Consider the following 22,177-nt stretch of genomic DNA (forward strand, 5'->3'; position numbering starts at 1 on the left):
GGCCCGCCCGCCATGAGCGACGGCAAGGGTGTCGACGACTCACACCCGGTCCCGGACAACAACAAGCGACGAGGAAACCCATGCACAAGAAGTCATTTCAGAAGACCCTGATCGCCTCCGCGCTCTCCCTGGCCGGAGCCGCGAGCGCCGTCGGCCCGGCCCTGGCCGCCGAGCTGACCATCTCCTGCGGCGCGGTGGGCGCCGAACTGACCCTCTGCCAGCAGGGCGTCGCGGCGTGGGAGGAGAAGACCGGCCACCAGGTGGATATCGTCTCCACCCCCAACTCCTCCACCGAGCGCCTGTCGCTCTACCAGCAGATCCTCTCCGCCCAGTCCAGCGACATCGACGTGATGCAGATCGACGTGGTGTGGCCGGGGCTGCTGGCCAACCACCTGCTCGATCTCAACGAGACGCTCGGCGAGGACGCCGCCGAGGGCCATTTCGAGACCATCGTCGCCAACAACACCGTCGACGACCGGCTGGTGGCGATGCCCTGGTTCACCGACGCCGGCGTACTCTACTACCGCAAGGACCTGCTCGAGAAGCACGGCTTCGAGGCCCCCGAGACCTGGACCGAGCTCACCGACATCGCCACCGAGATCCAGGCCGCGGAACGCGAGGCCGGCAACGACAGGATGTGGGGCTACGTGTTCCAGGGCCGCGCCTACGAGGGCCTGACCTGCAACGCCCTGGAATGGGTGGCGAGTCACGGCGGCGGTACCCTCGTCGATGCCGAGGGCGAGATCACCATCGACAACGACAAGGCCGCCGCGGCGCTGGACCTGGCCGCCAGCTGGCCCGGCGAGATCTCGCCTGCCGGCGTGCTCAACTACACCGAGGAAGAGGCGCGCGGCATCTTCCAGTCCGGCAATGCGGTGTTCATGCGCAACTGGCCCTATGCCTGGTCGCTGGCCCAGAGCGAAGACAGCGACGTGGCCGGCAAGGTCGGCGTGGTCAAGCTGCCCCACGGGCCCGACGGCGACAGCGCGGCGACGCTGGGCGGCTGGAACCTGGCGGTCTCCAAGTATACCGAGAATCGTGAAGCCGCCGCCGACCTGGTGGCCTTCCTGACCTCCGAGGCCGAGCAGAAGCGCCGCGCCATCGAGGGCGCCTACAACCCCACCCTCACCTCGCTCTACCAGGATGAAGAGGTCCTCGAGGCGGTGCCCTTCTTCGGCACCCTCTATGACACCTTCACCAATGCCGTGGCCCGCCCCTCCGCCCCCACCGGCAACCACTACGGCCGGGTCAGCAACGGCTTCTTCAACGCCGTGCATGACGTGCTGTCAGGCAACCAGAGCGGTGCCGAGGCCGTGTCTCAGCTGGACAGCGAGCTGTCCCGCATCAAGCGTCGTCGTTGGTAACCCAGGAGGCCTCCATGTCAACTCCCGCAACCGAACGCGCCCCTCAGGTGGGGCGCGCCTCCCCGGCCGGCTATCGTGGCACCAAGGTCCGCCGCCAGCGCGTCCGCGCCGCCTGGACCTTTCTCGCGCCGATGCTGGTCGCGCTGGTTCTGGTGGCCGGCTGGCCGCTGCTGCGCACCTTCTATCTGAGCCTCACCGATGCCTTGCTATCGGATACCGCGGGCGCGGCCTTCATCGGCTTCGAGAACTACCTGGTCTATGACGACGGTGCCTGGTATGGCCTGCTCACCGACCCGGTGTGGTGGAACTCGGTATGGAACACCGTCTACTTCAGCGTGGTGTCGGTATCGCTCGAGGTGGTGTTCGGCATCATCGTCGCCCTGCTGCTCAACGCCGAGTTCAAGGGCCGCATGCTGGTGCGCGCCGCGGTGCTGATCCCCTGGGCCATCCCCACCATCGTCTCGGCCAAGATGTGGGCCTGGATGCTCAACGACCAGTTCGGGATCATCAACCATATGCTGATGGCCCTGGGCCTGATCGATGCGCCCCTGGCCTGGACCGCCGATGCCGACCTGTCCATGTGGGCGGTGATCATGGTCGATGTGTGGAAGACCATTCCCTTCGTCGCCCTGCTGGTGCTGGCCGCCCTGCAGATGCTGCCCAAGGACTGCTACGAGGCCGCCGAGGTCGACGGCATCCACCCGCTCAAGGTGTTCTTCCGCGTCACCCTGCCGCTTATCACCCCGGCGCTGCTGGTGGCGGTGATCTTCCGCCTGCTCGACGCCCTGCGGGTGTTCGACGTCATCTACGTGCTGACCTCCAACTCCACCAGCACCATGACCATGTCGATCTATGCCCGTCAGCAGCTGGTCGAGTTCCAGGACGTGGGCTACGGCAGTGCGGCCTCGACGCTGCTGTTCCTGATCATCGCCCTGGCCGTGGTGATCTACCTCTACCTGGGTCGCCGTCAACTGGGAGTCGACCAATGAACCAGTATCAGCTGATCAAGCTCGCCAAGCGCGTCGGGCTCTACGCCCTGATCGCCGTGGTGATGGTCTACGCCATCTTCCCCTTCTACTATGCCGTGATCACCTCGCTGAAGCCCTCCAGCGAGCTGTTTCGGGTCGATTTCTGGCTGTCGTCGCTGGACTTCGGCAACTACGTGCAGATCTTCACCCAGAAGAGCTTCGTACGTGCCATCTTCAACTCCATCATCATCTCGCTGTCGGTGGTACTCATCGCCCTGCTGCTGGGGATCACCGCCTCCTATGCCCTCGGCCGGGTACGCTTCCGTGGCCGCACCACGGTGATGCTGGTGATCCTCGGCGTGTCGATGTTCCCCCAGGTGGCGGTGCTCTCCGGGCTGTTCGAGGTCATCCGCGCGCTGAACCTCTACAACAATCCGGGTGGCCTGATCCTGAGCTACACCATCTTCACCCTGCCCTTCACCGTCTGGGTGCTGACCACCTTCATGCGCCAGCTGCCCATGGAACTGGAGGAGGCGGCGATCATGGACGGCGCCACCCCCTGGGTGACCATCACCAAGGTGTTCCTGCCGCTGATGTGGCCGGCCATGGCCACCACCGGGCTGCTGGCCTTCATCGCCGCCTGGAACGAGTTCCTGTTCGCCCTGACCTTCACCCTCACCGACGACCAGCGCACCGTGCCGGTGGCCATCGCCCTGATCTCCGGCGGCAGCCAGCACGAGCTGCCCTGGGGCCCGATCATGGCCGCCTCGGTCACCGTCACCGTGCCTCTGGTCATCCTGGTGATGATCTTCCAGCGCCGCATCGTCTCGGGGCTCACCGCCGGTGCCGTCAAGGGCTGATCCGCATGACTTCAAGGACTATCTCGATGCAAGACAACCTGACCTGGTGGCGTGGCGGCGTCATCTACCAGATCTACCCGCGCAGCTTCATGGACCGCAACGGAGATGGCATCGGCGACCTGCCGGGCATCACCGAGAAACTGGACTATGTGGCCGGCCTGGGCGTGGACGGCATCTGGGTGTCGCCCTTCTTCACCTCGCCGATGCACGACTTCGGCTACGACGTCAGCGACTACCGCGACGTCGACCCGATGTTCGGCACCCTCGACGACTTCAAGGCGCTGCTGGCCCGGGCCCATGCGCTGGGCCTGAAGGTGATGATCGACCAGGTGATCAGCCATTCCTCGGATCAGCATCCCTGGTTCCAGGAGAGCCGCGCCGACCGCACCAACGCCAAGGCCGACTGGTACGTGTGGGCCGACCCCAAACCCGACGGCACCCCGCCCAACAACTGGCTGTCGATCTTCGGCGGCGCGGCCTGGACCTTCGACTCCCGGCGCCGCCAGTACTATCTGCACAACTTCCTGACCAGCCAGCCGGACCTCAACTTCCACCATCCGGCGGTGCGTCAGGCACAACTGGACAACCTGCGCTTCTGGCTGGAACTCGGCGTCGACGGCTTCCGCCTGGACACCGTCAACTTCTACTTCCACGACCGCGAACTGCGCGACAACCCGCCGGTACCGGCGGGCGAAGCCAAGACCCTCGGCGCGCCGGACGCCAACCCCTACACCTGGCAGCGCCACGTCTATGACCTGAGCCGCCCGGAGAACCTCGACTTCCTTCGCGAGCTGCGCTCGCTGATGGACGAGTTCCCCGGCACCACCACGGTGGGCGAGATCGGCGACGACGAGCCGCTGGCGCGCATGGCCGAATACACCGCCGGTGGCGACAAGCTGCACATGGCCTATGGCTTCGACCTGCTCAACGAGCCGCACTCGCCGGCCTACATCCGCCAGGTGATCGAGCGCTTCCAGCGCCTGGCCGGCGATGCCTGGCCGTGCTGGGCGCTGTCCAACCACGACGTAGTGAGAAGCGCCACCCGCTGGGGTGCGGGCGAGGACCCCGTGGCCTACCCCAAGGTGGCGCTGGCGATGCTGTTGTCGCTGCGTGGCAGCGTCTGCCTGTACCAGGGGGAGGAGCTGGGGCTGCCCGAGGCCGAGGTGCCCTACGAGCGCCTCCAGGACCCCTACGGCAAGGTGCTGTGGCCGGAGTTCAAGGGCCGCGACGGCTGCCGCACGCCCATGCCCTGGACGGACGGCCCCGACGCCGGCTTCTCCCGCGCGGAGCCCTGGCTGCCGGTGTCGGAACAGCATGTGCCCCTGGCGGTGAGCCGTCAGCTGGACGACGGCGACTCGGTGCTCAACGCCACCCGCCGCCTGCTGGCCTTCCGCCAGGCCCACCCGGCGCTGGTCGACGGCGAGCTGTCGCTGGTCGACGTCGGCGAGGAGCTGCTCGGCTTTATCCGCGAGAAGGACGAGGAGACGCTCCTCTGTGTCTTCAACTTCGGCGGCGAGACCCGCAGCACGACGCTGCCGCGCTCCGGCATCCCGCTCCAGGGGCACGGCTTCGCGGCGGCGCTCGACGGCGACACCCTGACCCTGCCGGCCTACCAGGCCGCCTACTTCAAGCTCGATCGCTAACACCGAATCACAACAATGCCGGTCCCGGTGGCCGGCGAGGAGTCGCAAGATGGCAAGCGTGACCCTGGAGAAGCTCAACAAGGTCTTCGGCCACACCCATATCATCAAGGACGTCGACCTCACGGTCGCCGATGGCGAGTTCGTGGTCTTCGTCGGGCCCTCGGGCTGCGGCAAGTCCACCCTGCTGCGCCTGATCGCCGGCCTGGAGTCGATCACCGATGGCGACCTCAAGATCGCCGACGGCGTGGTCAACGACCTGCCGCCCCGCGAGCGCGGCGTGGGCATGGTGTTCCAGTCCTACGCCCTCTACCCGCACATGACGGTCTACGAGAACATGGCCTTCGGCCTCAAGCTGGCCAAGATGGCCAACGAGACCGTCGACGACCGGGTGATGGCCACCGCGCGCATCCTGCAGCTCGAGGAGCTGCTGCACCGCAAGCCCAAGGAGCTCTCCGGCGGCCAGCGCCAGCGGGTGGCCATGGGCCGCGCCATGGCCCGCGAGCCGCGCATCCTGCTGTTCGACGAGCCGCTCTCCAACCTGGATGCCTCGCTGCGCGTGCAGATGCGCAACGAGATCGCCCGCCTGCACCACCGCCTGGGCTCGACCATGATCTATGTCACCCACGACCAGGTCGAGGCCATGACGCTGGCCGACAAGATCGTGGTGCTGCGCGCCGGTCGCATCGAGCAGGTCGGCAGCCCGCAGACCCTCTACCAGCAGCCGGCCACCAGGTTCGTCGCCGGCTTCATCGGCTCGCCGACCATGAACTTCATGCCGGCGCAGTTGCTGAGCAGCGACGGCGAAGGGTGCAAGGTCAAGGCCCCGGGGCTCGGCGAGCTGGCCCTGCCCCAGGACGCCAGCGGCGAAAGCCGCGGCGCCGACCTGACCCTGGGGGTGCGCCCCGAGCACCTGCGCCTGGCCGAGGCCCAGGGCGACAACGCCTTCGAGATCGTCAACGTCGAGTACCTGGGCAACGAGGTCTATGTCTATCTCGAGCCCAAGGCCGGCGACACCCTGTTGATCCATCGCAGCGAGGCGCCGAGCCGCTGGGACATCGGCCAGCGGGTGGCACTGGTGCCCGAGCTCGAGCACGTCCACCTGTTCGACGTCGAGGATCGGGCGCTGGGCCTCGCCAAGCAACGCCAGGCGGCCTGAGCCCTACCCTACCCACTCCTACCCGTACTGCCGACGGGAGCCGCGGCTCCCGTCGCCTGGAGACCCGGATGGCGTTCTCTCGACCCCCACTCGACGAGCCACACGACTGGTGGCGTGGCGCGGTGATCTACCAGGTCTACCCGCGCAGCTTCCTCGACACCGACGGCGACGGCATCGGCGACCTGCAGGGCGTGATCGACAAGCTCGACTACATCGCCTCATTGAATGTCGATGCCATCTGGCTGTCGCCGTTCTTCACCTCGCCGATGAAGGACTTCGGCTACGACGTCAGCGACTACCGGGGCGTCGATCCGATGTTCGGCACCCTGGCGGACTTCGACCGCCTGGTGGAGGCCGCCCACGCCCGGGGGCTCAAGGTCACCATCGACCAGGTGCTCTCCCACACCTCCGACCAACATGCCTGGTTCGCCGAGAGCCGACAGAGCCGCGACAACCCCAGGGCCGACTGGTACGTATGGGCCGACCCCCGGCCCGACGGCGCCCCGCCTACCAACTGGCAGGCGATCTTCGGCGGCTCCGCCTGGCAGTGGGACACCCGCCGCTGCCAGTACTACCTGCACAACTTCCTGGTCGAGCAGCCGGACCTCAACTTCCAGAACCCCGCGGTGGTCGAGGCCATCCTCGGCGAGGTGCGCTTCTGGCTGGAACGCGGCGTCGACGGCTTCCGCCTCGATGCGGTGAACTTCTGCACCCATGGCGAGCTCAAGGACAATCCGCCCCGCGAGGAGATCGTCGAGGGCTTCATCGGCGTGCGCCCCGACAACCCCTACGGCTATCAACGGCATCTCCATGACAAGACCCAGCCGGAGAACCTGGTCTTCCTGGAGCGGCTGCGGGCGCTGCTCGACGCGTACCCCGGCACCACCAGCGTCGGCGAGGTCGGCGACGACGACTCGCTGGGCGTGATGGCCGAGTACACCCAGGGCGGCAAGCGCCTGCACATGTGCTACTCCTTCAACCTGCTCACCGACAAGGCCGCGCCTGCCGACCTGCTGGCGCCGCTGACCGAGATGGAATCACGCATCGGCGACGGCTGGCCGTGCTGGGCGCTCGGCAACCACGACATCACCCGCCTGGCCACCCGCTGGGGCGCCGGGGGCGATGCCGCCAGGCTGCGTCTCTACCTGGCCTTCCTGCTCACCCAGCGCGGCAGCGTCTGCCTCTACCAGGGCGAGGAACTGGGCCTCAGCGAGGCCGAACTGACCTTCGAGCAGCTGGTCGACCCGGCCGGCATCACCTTCTGGCCGTCCTACAAGGGCCGCGACGGCTGCCGCACCCCCATGCCCTGGCAGGCCGACGCCCGCCACGCTGGCTTCTCCACGGGAAGGCCCTGGCTGCCGGTGCCCGACGACCACCTGGGCCTGGCCGTGGACCGGCAGGAGCGAGACCCGGACTCGCTGCTCAACGCCACTCGCGCCTTCCTGGCCTTCCGCCGCCGGCATCCGGCACTGGTCAAGGGCGAGATCCGCTATCACCCGCTGCGCGATGACGTCATGTGCCTCGAGCGCACTCATCAGGGCAGCCGCCTGCTGGTGGCGCTGAACTTCGCCGATGAGCCCCGCGAACTGCGCGCCCCCCGGGACGCCCGAGCCCTCGACGATGCGCCGGCGATGGTCAACGGCAGCTGGCAGGACGGGACGCTGCGGCTGCCGGCCTGTGGCATCGCCATCGCCCGCTGTCCAGATGGCAAGCCTGAACAAGCAGCCTGGCACCCCTGAGCCCGCGCCTTACAACGACAACGCTCACAACAACATCAGGAGTCCACTCCATGATCCTCGACAACGCCAAGCAGCAACGCCGCGCCCTGATCGGCGCCCTGGCCCTGGGCGGTTCGGCACTGGCCGCCCAGAACGTCATGGCGGCCGAGATCGCCATCGCCTGCGGCGCCGGCGACGCCGCCGACTACTGCCCGATCGCCGCCCGGCAGTGGGCCGAGGAGACCGGCAACAGCGTGCAGGTCGTCTCCACCCCCAACAGCGCCACCGAGAAGCTGTCGCTCTACCAGCAGCTGCTGAATAGCCAGTCCAGCGACATCGACGTGCTGATGGTCGATATCGTCTGGCCGGGCATGCTCGACGATCACCTGGTGGACCTCTCAAAGTACCTGCCCGAGGATGCCACCGAGGGCTTCTTCCCGGCGCTGGTCGACAACAACACCGTCGACGGCCGGCTGGTGGCCATGCCCTGGTTCACCGACGCCGGCCTGCTCTACTACCGCAAGGACCTGCTGGAAAAATACGGCCATGAGGTCCCCGAGACCTGGCAGCAACTGACCGACATCGCCACGGACATCCAGGCCGCCGAACGCGAGGCCGGCAACCAAGACTTCTGGGGCTTCAGCTTCCAGGGCCGCGCCTACGAGGGCCTGACCTGCAACGCCCTGGAATGGGTGGCCAGCCACGGCGGCGGCACCCTCGTCGATGACCAGGGCGAGGTCACCATCGACAATCCCCGCGCCGCCGCCGCGCTCGACCTGGCCGCCTCCTGGGTCGGCAGCATTTCGCCGGAAGGCGCGCTGAACCACACCGAGGAGGAGACCCGCGGCATCTTCCAGTCCGGCAACGCGCTCTTCCTGCGTAACTGGCCCTATGTGTGGTCGCTGGCCAACGGCGAGGGCAGCGCGGTGGCCGGCAAGATCGGCATGGCGCCGCTGCCCCACGGCCCCGAAGGAGAGGCCAAGGCGACCCTGGGCGGCTGGAACTTCGCCGTGTCGCGCTACTCCGAGCATCCCGAGCTGGCCGCCGAGCTGGTCGCCTTCATCACCTCCCGGGAGCAGCAGAAGGCGCATGCCATCCAGAATGGCATGAACCCCACCATCGAGGCGCTCTACCAGGACGAGGAGGTGCTGGCCAGCAACCCCTCCATGAGCGAGCTCTACGAGACCCTGACCAATGGCGTGCCACGTCCCGCCACGGTGACCGGCGACAGCTATGCACGGGTCTCCAACGCCTTCTTCAACCGCACCCACCAGGTGCTCTCCGGTGATCTCGACGGCGCCAGCGCCGTCCAGCAGCTGGGCCGCGAGCTCGAGCGCCTGGGCCGGCGCGGCTGGTAAGGCCATGTGTGTCGCCCGGCCGGAGCGGTTCCGGCCAGGCCCTCCCTCGCACCCACCGACAGGAACCCCAGGATGACGCTTTCCCAATTGCGCCAGGACGCCCGGCATGACTGGTGGCGGGGCGCGACGATCTACCAGATCTACCCGCGCAGCTTTATGGACGCCAACGGCGACGGCATCGGTGACCTGCCCGGCATCACCGCGCGTCTCGAGCACGTGGCGAGCCTCAATGTCGACGCCATCTGGCTGTCGCCGTTCTTCACCTCGCCGATGGACGACTTCGGCTACGACATCGCCGACTACTGCGACGTCGACCCGATGTTCGGCACCCTCGACGACTTCCGCGCCCTGGTCGACCGCGCCCACGAACTGGGCCTGCGGGTGATCATCGACCAGGTGCTGTCGCACAGCTCCGACCGGCATGCCTGGTTCCAGGAGAGCCGCCAGGACCGCACCAACCCCAAGGCCGACTGGTATGTCTGGGCCGACCCCCGGCCCGACGGCACGCCGCCCAACAACTGGATGGCGGCCTTCGGCGGGCCGGCCTGGACCTTCGACGCCCGGCGCCGCCAGTACTACCTGCACAACTTCCTGCCCAGCCAGCCGGACCTCAACTTCCACCATCCCGAGGTGCGCGAGGCCCATCTCGACAACCTGCGCTTCTGGCTGGAGCTCGGCGTCGACGGCTTCCGCTTCGACGTGGTCAACTACTATTTCCACGACCGCGCCCTCACCGACAACCCGCCGATGCCCCGCGAGCGGGTCCACCCCGGCAACCCCCAGAGCTACCAGTTCCAGCGCCACAACATCGAGCAGCCCGAGAACCTGGCCTATCTCGAGCGCATCCGCGCCCTGCTCGACGAGTACCCGGGGTCGACCACCGTGGGCGAGATCGCCGGCAACGACCAGCTGCCGACCATGGCCGCCTACACCCAGGGTGAGTCGCGATTGCATATGGCCTACACCTTCGACCTGCTGGACTCGACCGGCGACGCCACCGAGCTCTACGGCGTGCTGGCGCGCTCTAGCGAACTGGGTGAGGACACCTGGCCGTGCTGGGCGCTGTCCAATCACGACGTGGTGCGCAGTGCCACCAGCTGGGGCGAGCAGCGCGCCCTGCTGGCGTTGACCGTGCTCTGCTCGCTGCGCGGCAGCCTGTGCCTCTACCAGGGCGAGGAGCTCGGCCTGCCCGAGGCCGAGCTGGCCTTCGAGGACCTCCAGGACCCCTTCGGCATCAACCTGTGGCCCGAGGTCAAGGGCCGCGACGGCTGCCGCACGCCGATGGTCTGGGACGAGTCCGCCAACGGCGGCTTCTGTGCCGAGTCCGGCGCGCCCTGGCTGCCGGTCGACGCGCGGCATCTGCCGCTGGCGGTGACACGCCAGGAGGCCGACCCCGACAGCCTGCTGAATCGGGTACGCGAGCTGCTTAAGCTGCGCGGCGCGAGCGAGGTGCTGCGCCAGGGCGACCAGCAACTGATCGCCCCCGGCGAACTGCCCGAGGACGTCTTCGCCGTGCTGCGTCATGACGGCGACAAGCGCGTGCTCTGCCTGGCCCACCTGGGCCGCGGCACCGCGCCGGCGACGATCGCCCCCGATGCGCTGGTGGACGGCATCGCCGGTTGGCACAGCCTCGCGCTGCCGGGCATGCCGGTCCCCGAGATGGCGGGCCGCGCCCTGACGCTGACGCCGGGCCGTGCCGCCTGGCTGGAACTGCGCTGACGTCTCCCCCATGGAGGGCGCCGCCACGACCGGCGCCTTCCTCACGACACCACAACCACAACCCTGGAGACTCCTGGAATGCCTAGCCTCGTCATATCCTCGCCGCGTCCCGCCATGCGCCTGCTGAAAGCCGGCGCCGGCACCCTGCTGCTCGGCGGCGCGGCCCTGGCCACCCCCCAGGTGCTGGCGGAGGACATCGCCATCGCCTGCGGCGCCGGCGATTCCTCCGACTACTGCCCGGCCCTCGCCGAGCAGTGGGCCGAGAAGACCGGCAACACGGTCGACGTCATCTCCACGCCCAACGACGCCACCGAGAAGCTGTCGCTCTACCAGCAGCTCTTGGGCAGCCAGTCCAGCGACATCGACGTGCTGCTGATCGATATCGTCTGGCCGGGGCTGCTCGACGATCACCTGGTGGACCTCTCCGAGTACCTGCCAGCGGATGCCACCGAGGGCTTCTTCCCGGCGCTGGTCGACAACAACACCATCGACGGGCGCCTGGTCGCCATGCCCTGGTACACCGATGCCGGCGTGCTCTACTACCGCAAGGACCTGCTGGAGAAATACGGCCATGAGATCCCCGAGACCTGGCGAGAGCTGACCGACACCGCCGAGGCGATCCAGGCCGCCGAGCGCGAGGCCGGCAATGGCGACTTCTGGGGCTTCAGCTTCCAGGGCCGCGCCTACGAGGGCCTGACCTGCAACGCCCTGGAGTGGGTGGCGAGCCACGCTGGCGGCACCCTCGTCGACGAGGAGGGCGAGGTCACCATCGACAACCCCCGCGCCGCCGCCGCGCTGGACCTGGCCGCCTCCTGGGTCGGCAGCATTTCGCCGGAAGGCGCGCTGAACCACACCGAGGAGGAGACCCGCGGCATCTTCCAGTCCGGCAACGCGCTGTTCCTGCGCAACTGGCCCTATGTGTGGGCGCTGGCCAACGGCGAGGGCAGCGAGGTGGCCGGAAAGATCGGCATGGCCCCTCTGCCCCACGGCCCGGAAGGCGAGTCCCGCGCCACCCTCGGCGGCTGGAACGTCGCCGTGTCGCGCTACTCCGAGCACCCGGCGCTGGCCGCCGACCTGGCCGCCTACATCACCGCCGCGCCGCAGCAGAAGGCCCACGCCGTCAAGATGGGCCGCAACCCGACCATCGAAGCGCTCTACCAGGACGAGGAGGTGCTGGCCAGCAACCCCGCCATGGGCGATCTGTATGAATCCCTGGCGGGCGGGGTGCCACGCCCCTCGGCGGTCACCGGCGATGCCTATGCACGGGTCTCCAACGCCTTCTTCAACCGCACCCACCAGGTGCTCTCCGGCGATCTCGACGGGGCCGGCGCGGTCCGGCAACTGGGACGCGAGCTCGAGCGCCTGGGCCGGCGCGGCTGGTAAGGCCATGTCTGCCGCCCGGCCGGATCGCCTCCGGCCGGGCCCTGCTACGCGCCAACCGATAAGGAAACCCAGGATGACGCTTTCCCAGTCGCGCCAGGACACCCGCCACGACTGGTGGCGTGGCGCCACCCTCTACCAGATCTACCCGCGCAGCTTTATGGACTCCAATCAGGATGGGATTGGAGATCTGGCGGGTATCACCGCGCGTCTCGAGCATGTGGCGAGCCTGGGTGTCGACGCCATCTGGCTGTCGCCGATCGGTACCTCGCCGATGGACGACTTCGGTTACGACGTCAGCGACTATCGCGACGTCGACCCCATGTTCGGTACCCTCGACGACTTCCGCGCCCTGCTCGAGCGCGCCCACGCCCTGGGCCTCAAGGTGATCATCGACCAGGTGCTGTCGCACAGCTCCGACCGCCATCCCTGGTTCGCCGAGAGCCGCCGCGACCGCTCCAATGCCAGGGCCGACTGGTACGTGTGGGCCGACCCCCGGCCCGACGGCACGCCGCCCAACAACTGGCTGGCGGCCTTCGGCGGGCCGGCCTGGACCTTCGATGCGCGGCGCTGCCAGTACTACCTGCACAATTTCCTGCCCAGCCAGCCGGACCTCAACTTCCATCACCCCGAGGTGCAGCAGGCGCAGCTCGACAACCTGCGCTTCTGGCTGGAACTCGGCGTCGACGGCTTCCGCTTCGACACCGCCAACTTCTTCTTCCACGATCGCAAGCTGACCGACAACCCGCCTTCGCCGGACGGGTATCGGCGGCGCGGTCATCCGCGCAGCTATCAGCTGCTCACCCACAACACCGACCAGCCCGAGAACCTGGCCTATCTCGAGCGCATCCGCGCCCTGCTCGACGACTACCCGGGCAGTACCAGCGTGGGCGAGATCGGTGGCAGCGATCCCCTGCCGACCATGGCCGCCTACACCCAGGGCGACATCCGCCTGCACATGGCCTACACCTTCGATCTGCTGGACTCGACCGGCGAGGCCGCCGCGCTTTACCGGGTACTGTCACGCTTCGCCGAGTTCGGTGACGACGCCTGGCCGTGCTGGGCGCTGTCCAACCACGACGTCGCCCGCAGCGCCAGCCGCTGGGGCGAGGACCGCGCGCTGCTGGCGCTGACCGTGCTGTGTTCGCTGCGCGGCAGCCTGTGCCTCTACCAGGGCGAGGAGCTGGGCCTGACCGAGGCCGAGCTGGCCTATGGGGACCTGCAGGATCCCTTCGGCATCAACCTCTGGCCGGAGGTCAAGGGCCGCGACGGCTGCCGCACGCCGATGGTCTGGGACGAGACCGCCAACGGTGGCTTCTGTCCCGAGGGCGTCACGCCCTGGTTGCCGGTCTACGCGCCCCATCGGCCACTCGCCGTCGATCGCCAGGCGGCCGGCGCCGACAGCCTGCTGGCCCGCGTCCGTCGACTGCTGCGGCTGCGCGGCACCAGCGAGGTGCTGCGGCAGGGTGAACAGACCTTGATCGATCCCGCCCCCCTGCCCGACGATGTCTTCGCCGTGCAGCGCCATGACGACGGCAAGCGCCTGCTGTGCCTGGCCCATCTCGGCCAGCAGGGGAGCTTTGCGGCACGGATGCGGCTCGACGCCCTGGTGCCTGGCGCCAACGGCTGGGCGAGCCTCCCCCTGCCCGGCATGGCCGCGCCGCAAGTGGAGGGACGCGAGCTACGCCTCGCACCCGGCCAGGCGGCCTGGCTGGCCATCACCTGAGCCACCAGCAGTCGGCGGCGGCCAGGGCGGCGTCCGACCCCATTGGCCCCTCGCCCCTCGATAGGCTATGCTAGGCTGCTAACTAAATCGTTAAAGATAACCACCCGGAGCCGAGTCATCCAGTGCCCACCTCACGCCGCACCACCCTCAAGGACCTGGCACGCGAGCTCGGTGTCTCCACGGCGACCGTCTCCAACGCCTTCAATCGCCCCGACCAGCTGTCGCCGAAACTGCGCGAGCACATCCTCAGCGAGGCCAGGCGGCTGGGCTATCGCGGCCCCGACGCCAAGGCGCGCAGCCTGAGGACCGGGCGCTCGCGGATCATCGCGGTGGTGCTCGCCGAGAGCCTGACCTACAGCCTCAACGACGCCGTGGCCAGCGAGCTGCTGTCCGGCGTCGCCGAGGTCCTCGATGCCCATGGCCATACCCTGCTGCTGCTCTCGGGCCGCCAGCACGAAGCTCAGGTGAACGGCTCGTCGAGCATCGCCGATGGTTTCATCGTCTACGGCCTGATGCCCAGTCTGATGCTGCTCGAAGAGCTGCCGTTGCCCGGCCAGCGCCCCCTGGTGGCCGTCGACTTCGACCTCGAGGGCCAACCCACGGTGCATGTCGACGACGAGCCGGCCTGCTACGCCATCGCCCGACACGCCCTCAAGACCCCGCCACGGCGCCCTGCGGTCATCAACCTGCGCCTCACCAAGCACCCCTGCAATGCCCGCATCGCCAGCGACCAGGAACTGCTGCCCGCCGACCGCACCATCACCCGCGCGCGGCTCGCCGGCTTCCACCAGGCCTTCGCCGAGCACGCCATCGACCCGGCGTCGGTCCCGATGTGGAACATCGAGGAGAACACCCACGAGGTCTGCGCCCCGGTCGTCGCCGAGATCCTCGACCTGCCCGACGAGGAGCGCCCCGACCTGCTGCTGTGCATGTCCGACCGCATCGCCCTGACCGTGGTGACCCTGGCCGAGCAGCGCGGCCTGCGCATCCCCGAGGACCTGCGGGTCACCGGCTTCGACGGCATCGCCGAAGGGCAGTACCGCGCGCCACGGTTGACCACGGTACGCCAGGACAGCGTCGAGAAGGGCCGCATCGCCGCGCGCATGGTGCTCGGGCTGGAGCCCGCCGAACCCAGGCTGCTGCGCACCGAGCTGCTGATCGGCGACTCCTGTCCCTGACATCGCCGACGGATGATCCCCCCGAAGCGGCATGGCCAGCCGGTGACCGGAGCCAGCCGATGATCGGCGCCGGCCCCAGGACCGGCGGATGGCACAGGGGGTCAGGGGGTCAGGGGGTCAGGGGGGCCTGCGCGAGGGCCGCCAGGGTGGCCTGCAGCGTTGACCTCAGGGTCGCCAGGGTCGCCTCGGCACCGTCCAGCCGCCCGGCCCGGGCCGCCTGCTCGAGCCGCGTCGCCAGTCCGGCGACCTTGACGGCACCCAGGCTGGCGGACTCCCCCTTGAGTTGGTGGGCCAGGCGCTCGCTCCCGGTCGTGTCGCCGTCGGCCACGGCGGCCTCCAGCGCCGCCAGGTGCTCCTCCGCCTGATCGCGGTAGCGTTGCACCAGGACCTCGACCCCGGCACGCCCCAGACTCTCGTGCAGGGCCACCAGGACCTCGGGGTCCACCAGCTGGTCGGCCCCGACCATGGCCCCGCGTCGTGCCAGGGCAGTCCGTGCCGGACTCGGCTGACGCTGCCGAAGGTGGCGCTGCAACACGTTCCGCAGGGCATCCTGCATCAGCGGCTTGACCAGGTAGCCGTTCATGCCCGAGGCCAGGCAACGCGCCTGGTCACCTCCTGGACCGCCTGCGGTCATGGCGACCACCGGCACCTCCGCCAGCCAGCCCCCCTGTGCACGCAGCCGGCGCGTCACTTCGAGGCCATCCATGTCGGGCATCTGCACATCCATGAAGATCAGCTCGAAACACTCCCGGTTGGCCGCGGCCAGGGCCTCGCTCCCGGAACTCGCCAGGCTGACCCGGCATCCCAGCTTGGCGAGCATGGCCTGAGCCACCTGCTGGTTCACGGGATTGTCCTCGACCACCAGCAACCTGGCGCCGCTCAGCGGCTGGGCGGGACCCTCGCCGTGCGCCCAGGGAGCCAGTTCCGACGTCGGTGCGGCCTCGACCAGGGGCAGATGAAACCAGCAACGGCTACCCTCGCCCGGCCGGCTCTCGATGCCGATCCGGCCCCCCAGCGCTTCCACCAGCCGCTTGCTGATGGCAAGCCCCAGGCCGGTGCCACCGAAGCGCCGCGCCGTGGAGGGGTCGCCCTGTTGGAAGGGCTCGAAGAGCTGTGCCTGCTGCTCGGCCGGAATGCCGCAGCCCGTATCGATGACCGCGATGCACAGCGCCTCCTGCCCCGCCCGATCGACCTCGACGTGCACCGCGCCATGTTCGGTGAACTTGATGGCATTGGACAGCAGGTTGAGCAGCACCTGACGCAGGCGGCCGGGATCGCTGACCACGCGCTCGGGCAGTGACGGCGACAGCTGCGCCGTCAGCGACAGGCCACGGGCCTCGGCATGCGGCGTGAACAGCGAGACCGCGCCGTTGACCAGCTCGCGGAGCGACAGCGGCCGGTGCTCCAGGTCGAGACGGCCGGCCTCGATCTTGGAGAAGTCCAGGATGTCATTGATCAGCTCGAGGAGGCGCTGGGCACTCTCGTGCATGGTATCGGCGTAGTAGCGCGCCCGTTCCGGCAGGCGCTGGTCCACCAGCAGGTCGCTCATGCCGATGACGCCGTTGAGCGGCGTGCGGATCTCGTGGCTGACGGTGGCCAGGAACTCGGACTTGGCCTGGTTGGCCGACTCGGCGCGCCGCGCCGCGACCTCGAGCTCCCCGCTGAGCGTCTCCAGGGTACGCCTCGCGGCGGCGTTGTCCCGCGCCTCCCGGAACAGGAAGGTCACCACCATCATCGCCGCCACGCTCATGGCCAGGATCAGCACCAGCAGGAGACCATAGAGCCACTGCAGGCGCTCGCGCTCGCGGGTCGAGGCCTCGGCCATATGCCCGTTGACGGTGATGATCAGTCGCTCGGAGGGGGTGCTGAGCTGGCCCAGACGCTCCATGAGTGCCTGCCGTGCCGCGGCATCCAGGCTGTCGAGGCTCTCGATCCTCGCGTCGAGCGCCCTGAGATGGGTCTCGATCTGGTCGATCAGATCGGCGGTGCGGGGAATCGCACGGACCAGCTCGGCGACCTCGCCACGGCGCAGCAGGGCCAGGCGGCTGTAGAGCAGCTCGAAGCGCAGGCGCGCCTCCTCCAGCGGCGCCTGGCCACCCTCGCTCAGGGCCAGGAAACTGCGCAGCTCCACGGTATCACGATCGAGCTTGTAGGCATGCCAGACGGTGTCCTCTCCGACACGCCAGATCAGGCTGTCCTGTCGCCAGGCGACCAGCCCCACCACCAGCAGGGCGCCGGCGAGCAACAACAGCGCGGCGATGGCACCAAACGTCAGGCGCAGGGGGTAGTGCGGCACCGAACTCCTCCTTGATGAACGGCCGTGCCGGCGTCAGTAGACCTCGATACGGCTGACCTGCCAGACCGAACGGAAGCGAATGGCTTCCGTGACCAGTTCGGGGTGGGCATCGAAGGGGTACAGCACGAACAGCGGGCCGAAGTCCCGGATCGGCATGGGCGTTCCGTTGCGCTGCATGGCGAGGATGACGTCGTAGCGCTCGAAGTCGCTGACCGGGATCATCGCCTCGAAGCCATTCAGGGCAGTCACTCGCACACGGCGCCCCTCGGCCCCCACCGCGCGGAGAATCGCCTCGGCCAGCGGCCCTTCGAAGCGGGTGCTCTCGGGGTGCCAGGGCGTGCTGGTGACGATGGTGCGGGCGGGCAACGCCTCGAGCATGGCCCGATCGAAGCGTGCCTCATCACCGACATTGGTGCGGGTGATATCCCCGCCCACGGTCAGCATGACCGGGCCGTCGGGCGCCGGCAAGTCGGCGGTGCCGGCGCCCGCCTGAACCGAGGGCATCGCCAGGCAGGCCAGCAGCAGCCCGCCGACGAGGGTGAGGAGGATGCGGGGACGCATGGCAGGGCTCCCGGTTGCGGTCGTGTCGGCGCCCAAGGGTACGCGATTGGTGTCACGAGGTCAGGTCGGTCTGGCCCGAAAAGCAAACGGGGACGCAGCGCGCCCCCGCAGCCTCGACACCGGCATCGCTCGGCTCAGTGGGAGAGTTCCTCGACCTGTTCGATGCGCACCAGGTCCTCGTAGGCATGCCAGCTGGCATGGCCGAGCACCGGCAGGATCAGCGCCAGGCCGATGTAGAAGGTCGCCACCCCGACCAGCACGCAGCCGGTGAGGATGACGGCCCACAGCAGCATGGGGCGGAAGTTCTTGGCCACCGAGCGGATACTGGCCTCGATCCCCTCCATGAAGGTCAGTTCCTGATCCATCAGGGTCGGAATCGCCACCACGCTGATGGTGAAGGCGCCGAACGCCAGCACCGCGCCGATGGCCGTGCCCACCAGCAGCATGCCCAGCCCCTGGGGCGTGGTCAGCAGCGTCAGGTAGAGGGACTCCGGGTCGGGCGCACCGAGCCCGAAGAACAGGGCGAACAGCAGGGTCGCCAGGCGGATCCAGGCGAGGAAGAAGATCATCATCATCACGCCCATCATCGCCAGCTGGCCGGCATGGCCCCTCCAGCCACCGAAGGCGTCGCCCAGGGTGGGATCGCGTCCGGCCTCCAGGGCTCGGCTGATGCCATAGGAGCCGACCGCCACCAGCGGGCCGATGAACATGAAACCGGCGATCAGTGGCAGCAGCCAGTGCCACAGCCCCAGGGTGAAGGCTCCGGCCGTGATGGCGATGCTCAACCCGACCCAGAACATGCCATAGGCCAGGCTCACCGCCGTGGCGCGGCGAAAGTCCTCGAAGCCGGCCGCCAGCCAGGCACGGGGCTTGTCCATGCCGACGGGGCGGATGGTGATCTTGACGTTGATTGGCGCCTTGTCACGGTTTTTCGTGGCTGCTGCACTCATGGAGTCACCCCTGTTGCCGCCGATGGAGTCCCGGTGCTGCCGGGTCGGTCAGAGGGCGTGTTCGGCCTGCAGGTCCGATACGCGCTTCGCCTCTATGACACTTGATCAATGTAGACGACGGCCTGCCATTCCGCCGACGCCGACATCACCGCCCCCTCAACGCTGCACACGCCGAAACGCCAACGCCCCCGGCGGAGCGGGGGCGTTGGCGTCGGCCAGGACCGCGGGTGGCTCAGCGCACGATCATCACCGACATCTTGCTGTGGTGCACCACGTGCTCGGCATTGGGGCCCAGCACGTAGTCGGCGAACTTGCGCTTGTTGTGGGACGCCATGACGATCAGGTCGACCTCGAGCTTCCTGGCCGCCTTGATGATCGCCTCCCAGGGCGAGCCGTCGACGATCACGCTCTGGACGGTGATGTCCTCCGGCACGTTCTTCTGGATGAACTCGTGCTGAGCCTTCGTCATCGCCTCATGGGCCTTGGTGGCGAAATCCTCGGGGAAGTAGGCCCCCACCAGCGGCATCTGGTAGTCGGGCAGCACCGTCACCACATGCAGCGAGGCACCGAAGCTGCGACACAGTGTCAATGCCGTGGGCAGGGCCTTGCTCCAGGAGGCCTCCTCGTTGAGATCCACGGGTAGCAGTATCTTGCTGTACATGAACGTTACCTCCTTCAGGCCGAAACCGGCTCAGCGCTGCGCTCCCGACGCCGGCGCTGCAGCAGCACCACCAGGCCGAACACCAGGAAGGCAGGAATCCACATCAGCTCCTTGGTCCAGCGATCCACCGGGGCCTGGACCTGGACGATCTCCTGGTCGAAGTCGAAGCCCATGTCCGCCGCCTGACTGCCGAAGGCGACCATGTCGACCACGGCACGGTCGTCCTCGATGAGCAGTTCGAGGCCCAGGTTCTCGAGGCGTTCCTGGCCATCCGCCCCGTCCGGCACCGGCAGGGTCATGTAGGTCGTCATGGGATCCCCGTAGGCATCCAGCCCGCTGATCTGCACCCGCAGGGTGGAGTCGGGCTCGGCCTGGCCCAGCGCCTCGACGAACTGCGCCGGCGGGATGTCCTGATAGGGATCGTGGATCATGTCCATCCAGAACCCCGGCCGGAACAGGGTGAAGGCCACCAGCAGCAGCAGGATCGATTCGTACCAGCGACTGCGGGTGATCATGAAGCCCTGAGTCGCGGCGGCGAAGATCAGCATCGCCACCGTGGCCACCACGAAGATCAGGATCCCCTGCAGGAAAGACACCTCGATCAGCAACAGGTCGGTGTTGAAGATGAACAGGAAGGGCAGCGCCGCGGTGCGCAGGCTGTAGTAGAACGCCTGGAAGCCGGTGCGGATCGGGTCGCCCCCGGAGACCGCGGCGGCGGCGAAGGACGCCAGGCCCACCGGCGGCGTCACGTCGGCCATGATGCCGAAGTAGAAGACGAACAGGTGGACCGCGATCAGCGGCACCAGCAGGCCGTTCTGCTCGCCGAGCTGGACGATCACCGGCGCCAGCAGCGCCGACACCACGATGTAGTTGGCCGTGGTGGGCAGGCCCATGCCGAGGATCAGGCTGAGCACCGCGGTGAACAGCAGGATCAGCATCAGGTTGCCCATGGAGAGGATCTCGACCACGTCGGCCAGCACCAGGCCGACGCCGGTCTGGGAGACCGCCCCCACGATGATGCCCGCGGTGGCCGTGGCGATGCCGATGCCGATCATGTTGCGGGCACCGCCGACCAGGCCCTCCCAGAGATCGACGAAGCCCTCGCGGATGTCCTCGCCGAGGCTGCTCCGATGGCGGAAGAGCGCAGTGATCGGCCGCTGGGTGACCATGATGAAGATCATGAAGACGGTGGCCCAGAAGGCCGACAGCCCAGGCGAGAGGCGCTCCACCATCAGACACCAGATCAGTACGATGACGGGCAGGATGTACTGCAGGCCGACCATCACCGTGGGCTTGGTCTGGGGCAGCCTGTAGACCGGCTCGTTGGGGTCGTCGAGCTCGAGCTCCGGGTAGCCGGCGGCCACCTTGAGCAGCCCCACGTAGACCGCCGCCAGGGCCACCGCCACCACCCAGGGCGTGGCGTCGCCCAGCACCGGCTTGAGCCAGCCCAGCCCGTAGTAGACCACCAGGGCCGTGATCATCATCAGCAGCAGGCCGGCGAGGAAGCCGACCACCTTGCGCACCAGGGGCTTGGGCGGGTTGCTGCTCTGCAGTCCCTGCAGGTTCGCCTTCAGCGCCTCGAGGTGGACGATGTAGACCAGCGCGATGTAGGAGATCAGCGCCGGCAGGAAGGCGTGCTTGATGACCTCCACGTAGGAGATGCCCACGTACTCGACCATCAGGAAGGCCGCGGCCCCCATCACCGGCGGCATGATCTGGCCGTTGACCGAGGACGCCACCTCCACGGCCCCGGCCTTCTCGGCCGGGAAGCCGACCCGTTTCATCATCGGCACGGTGAAGGTGCCGGTGGTCACGACGTTGGCGATGGAGGAGCCGGAGATCAGCCCGGTCATGCCGGAGGCCACCACGGCCGCCTTGGCCGGCCCGCCACGATAGTGGCCGAGCAGCGAGAAGGCGACCTTGATGAAGTAGTTGCCGGCGCCGGCCTTGTCGAGCAGGGCACCGAACAGCACGAACAGGAACACGAAGCTGGTCGATACGCCCAGCGCGATGCCGAACACCCCCTGGGTGGTCAGCCACTGATGGTTGATCAGTCCGTAGAGGCTGACGCCCCCGTGCGACAGGATGCCGGGCATGTAAGGGCCCGCCAGGCTGTAGACCAGGAAGACCGACGCCACGATCATCAGCGGCGGCCCCAGGGCACGCCGCGTGGCCTCGAGCAGCAGCAGGATCCCCACCACGCCGACGATCACGTCCTGGGTGATCGGGGCGCCGGGACGCTGGGCGAGTTGCTCGTAGAACAGGAACATGTAGGCGCCGCAGAAGGCCGCCGCGGCAGCGAGCACCCAGTCCTGCAGGGGGATGCGGTCACGCGGGGAGCGCTTGAGGGCCGGATAGGCCATGTAGGCCAGGAACAGCGCGAAGGCCAGGTGGATGGAGCGCGCCTCGGTGGCGTTGAAGACCCCGAACCCCAGCACGAAGGGGATCGGCGAGGCGATCCATAGCTGGAAGAGCGACCACACCGCGGCGATGCTGACCAGCAGCTTGCCCGGCGTTCCGGCCGGCTTGCGGGCCCCGGTGTCGCTGGAGGCGACCATGTCCTCCAGGTCGACCTCGGATTCCGGAGCCCTCTTGTTGTCCTCTGTCATAAGCATGCCCTGCTCTGCGTCGGTTGCCAC

General features: G+C 68.3%; 16 protein-coding genes. 11 read left to right on the plus strand and 5 right to left on the minus strand.

Translation table 11 applies throughout. From position 1 onward, the window contains the following. Positions 1 to 80: 80 nt before the first annotated feature. From QWY76_RS17535 to QWY76_RS17585, 11 genes are all read left to right on the plus strand, one after another. Positions 81 to 1,364 (plus strand): ABC transporter substrate-binding protein, encoded by a 1,284-nt coding sequence (locus QWY76_RS17535; RefSeq protein WP_290312696.1) that lies wholly within the window; start codon positions 81 to 83, stop codon positions 1,362 to 1,364. 14 nt (positions 1,365 to 1,378) lie between these two features. Next, complete coding sequence (locus QWY76_RS17540) at positions 1,379 to 2,353, plus strand: carbohydrate ABC transporter permease (protein WP_290312698.1); 975 nt, start codon at positions 1,379 to 1,381, stop codon at positions 2,351 to 2,353. Beyond that, entirely contained in the window at positions 2,350 to 3,192 is an 843-nt protein-coding gene (locus tag QWY76_RS17545) for a carbohydrate ABC transporter permease (RefSeq protein ID WP_290312701.1), read from the plus strand. Before QWY76_RS17540 ends, QWY76_RS17545 begins: the two co-directional genes overlap by 4 nt. Positions 3,193 to 3,218: 26 nt before the next feature. Beyond that, positions 3,219 to 4,835, plus strand: coding sequence for an alpha-glucosidase (locus tag QWY76_RS17550; RefSeq protein WP_290312703.1), 1,617 nt, complete (start codon positions 3,219 to 3,221; stop codon positions 4,833 to 4,835). Between the two features lie 49 nt (positions 4,836 to 4,884). Then, positions 4,885 to 5,991: an ABC transporter ATP-binding protein gene (locus QWY76_RS17555; protein ID WP_290312705.1), complete on the plus strand. Its 1,107-nt coding sequence runs from the start codon at positions 4,885 to 4,887 to the stop codon at positions 5,989 to 5,991. A gap of 68 nt (positions 5,992 to 6,059) precedes the next feature. After that, positions 6,060 to 7,730, plus strand: a complete 1,671-nt coding sequence (locus QWY76_RS17560) for an alpha-amylase family glycosyl hydrolase (RefSeq protein ID WP_290312707.1) — start codon at positions 6,060 to 6,062, stop codon at positions 7,728 to 7,730. Between the two features lie 50 nt (positions 7,731 to 7,780). Beyond that, on the plus strand, positions 7,781 to 9,067 hold the full coding sequence (locus QWY76_RS17565) for an ABC transporter substrate-binding protein (RefSeq protein WP_290312709.1): 1,287 nt from the start codon (positions 7,781 to 7,783) through the stop codon (positions 9,065 to 9,067). A gap of 72 nt (positions 9,068 to 9,139) precedes the next feature. After that, positions 9,140 to 10,786 carry an alpha-amylase family glycosyl hydrolase gene (locus QWY76_RS17570; RefSeq protein ID WP_290312710.1) on the plus strand — a complete coding sequence of 549 codons (1,647 nt, stop codon included), beginning with the start codon at positions 9,140 to 9,142 and terminating at the stop codon, positions 10,784 to 10,786. A gap of 78 nt (positions 10,787 to 10,864) precedes the next feature. Next, a complete protein-coding gene (locus QWY76_RS17575; RefSeq protein ID WP_435388999.1) occupies positions 10,865 to 12,169 on the plus strand; it encodes an ABC transporter substrate-binding protein in 1,305 nt (434 codons plus the stop codon). Positions 12,170 to 12,242: 73 nt separating this feature from the next. Beyond that, on the plus strand, positions 12,243 to 13,892 hold the full coding sequence (locus tag QWY76_RS17580; protein WP_290312711.1) for an alpha-amylase family glycosyl hydrolase: 1,650 nt from the start codon (positions 12,243 to 12,245) through the stop codon (positions 13,890 to 13,892). 122 nt (positions 13,893 to 14,014) lie between these two features. Next, positions 14,015 to 15,070, plus strand: a complete 1,056-nt coding sequence (locus tag QWY76_RS17585; protein WP_290312713.1) for a LacI family DNA-binding transcriptional regulator — start codon at positions 14,015 to 14,017, stop codon at positions 15,068 to 15,070. A 109-nt stretch (positions 15,071 to 15,179) separates the two neighbouring features. Here QWY76_RS17585 and QWY76_RS17590 read toward each other — a convergent pair whose 3' ends face one another. The 5 genes from QWY76_RS17590 to QWY76_RS17610 all read right to left on the minus strand — a co-directional run bounded on the left by QWY76_RS17590 (position 15,180) and on the right by QWY76_RS17610 (position 22,147). Next, positions 15,180 to 17,366: an ATP-binding protein gene (locus QWY76_RS17590; RefSeq protein WP_290312715.1), complete on the minus strand. Its 2,187-nt coding sequence runs from the start codon at positions 17,364 to 17,366 to the stop codon at positions 15,180 to 15,182. 33 nt (positions 17,367 to 17,399) lie between these two features. Beyond that, positions 17,400 to 17,927 carry a putative pterin-binding protein gene (locus QWY76_RS17595; RefSeq protein WP_290312718.1) on the minus strand — a complete coding sequence of 176 codons (528 nt, stop codon included), beginning with the start codon at positions 17,925 to 17,927 and terminating at the stop codon, positions 17,400 to 17,402. A gap of 134 nt (positions 17,928 to 18,061) precedes the next feature. Further along, complete coding sequence (locus tag QWY76_RS17600; RefSeq protein ID WP_290312720.1) at positions 18,062 to 18,877, minus strand: DUF2189 domain-containing protein; 816 nt, start codon at positions 18,875 to 18,877, stop codon at positions 18,062 to 18,064. Between the two features lie 232 nt (positions 18,878 to 19,109). Beyond that, positions 19,110 to 19,538, minus strand: a complete 429-nt coding sequence (locus tag QWY76_RS17605) for a universal stress protein (protein ID WP_290312722.1) — start codon at positions 19,536 to 19,538, stop codon at positions 19,110 to 19,112. A 14-nt stretch (positions 19,539 to 19,552) separates the two neighbouring features. Next, positions 19,553 to 22,147, minus strand: coding sequence for a TRAP transporter permease (locus QWY76_RS17610; protein ID WP_290312723.1), 2,595 nt, complete (start codon positions 22,145 to 22,147; stop codon positions 19,553 to 19,555). Between the last annotated feature and the right edge of the window lie 30 nt (positions 22,148 to 22,177).

Source organism: Halomonas maura (assembly GCF_030409305.1).
Lineage (GTDB): Bacteria > Pseudomonadota > Gammaproteobacteria > Pseudomonadales > Halomonadaceae > Halomonas > Halomonas maura.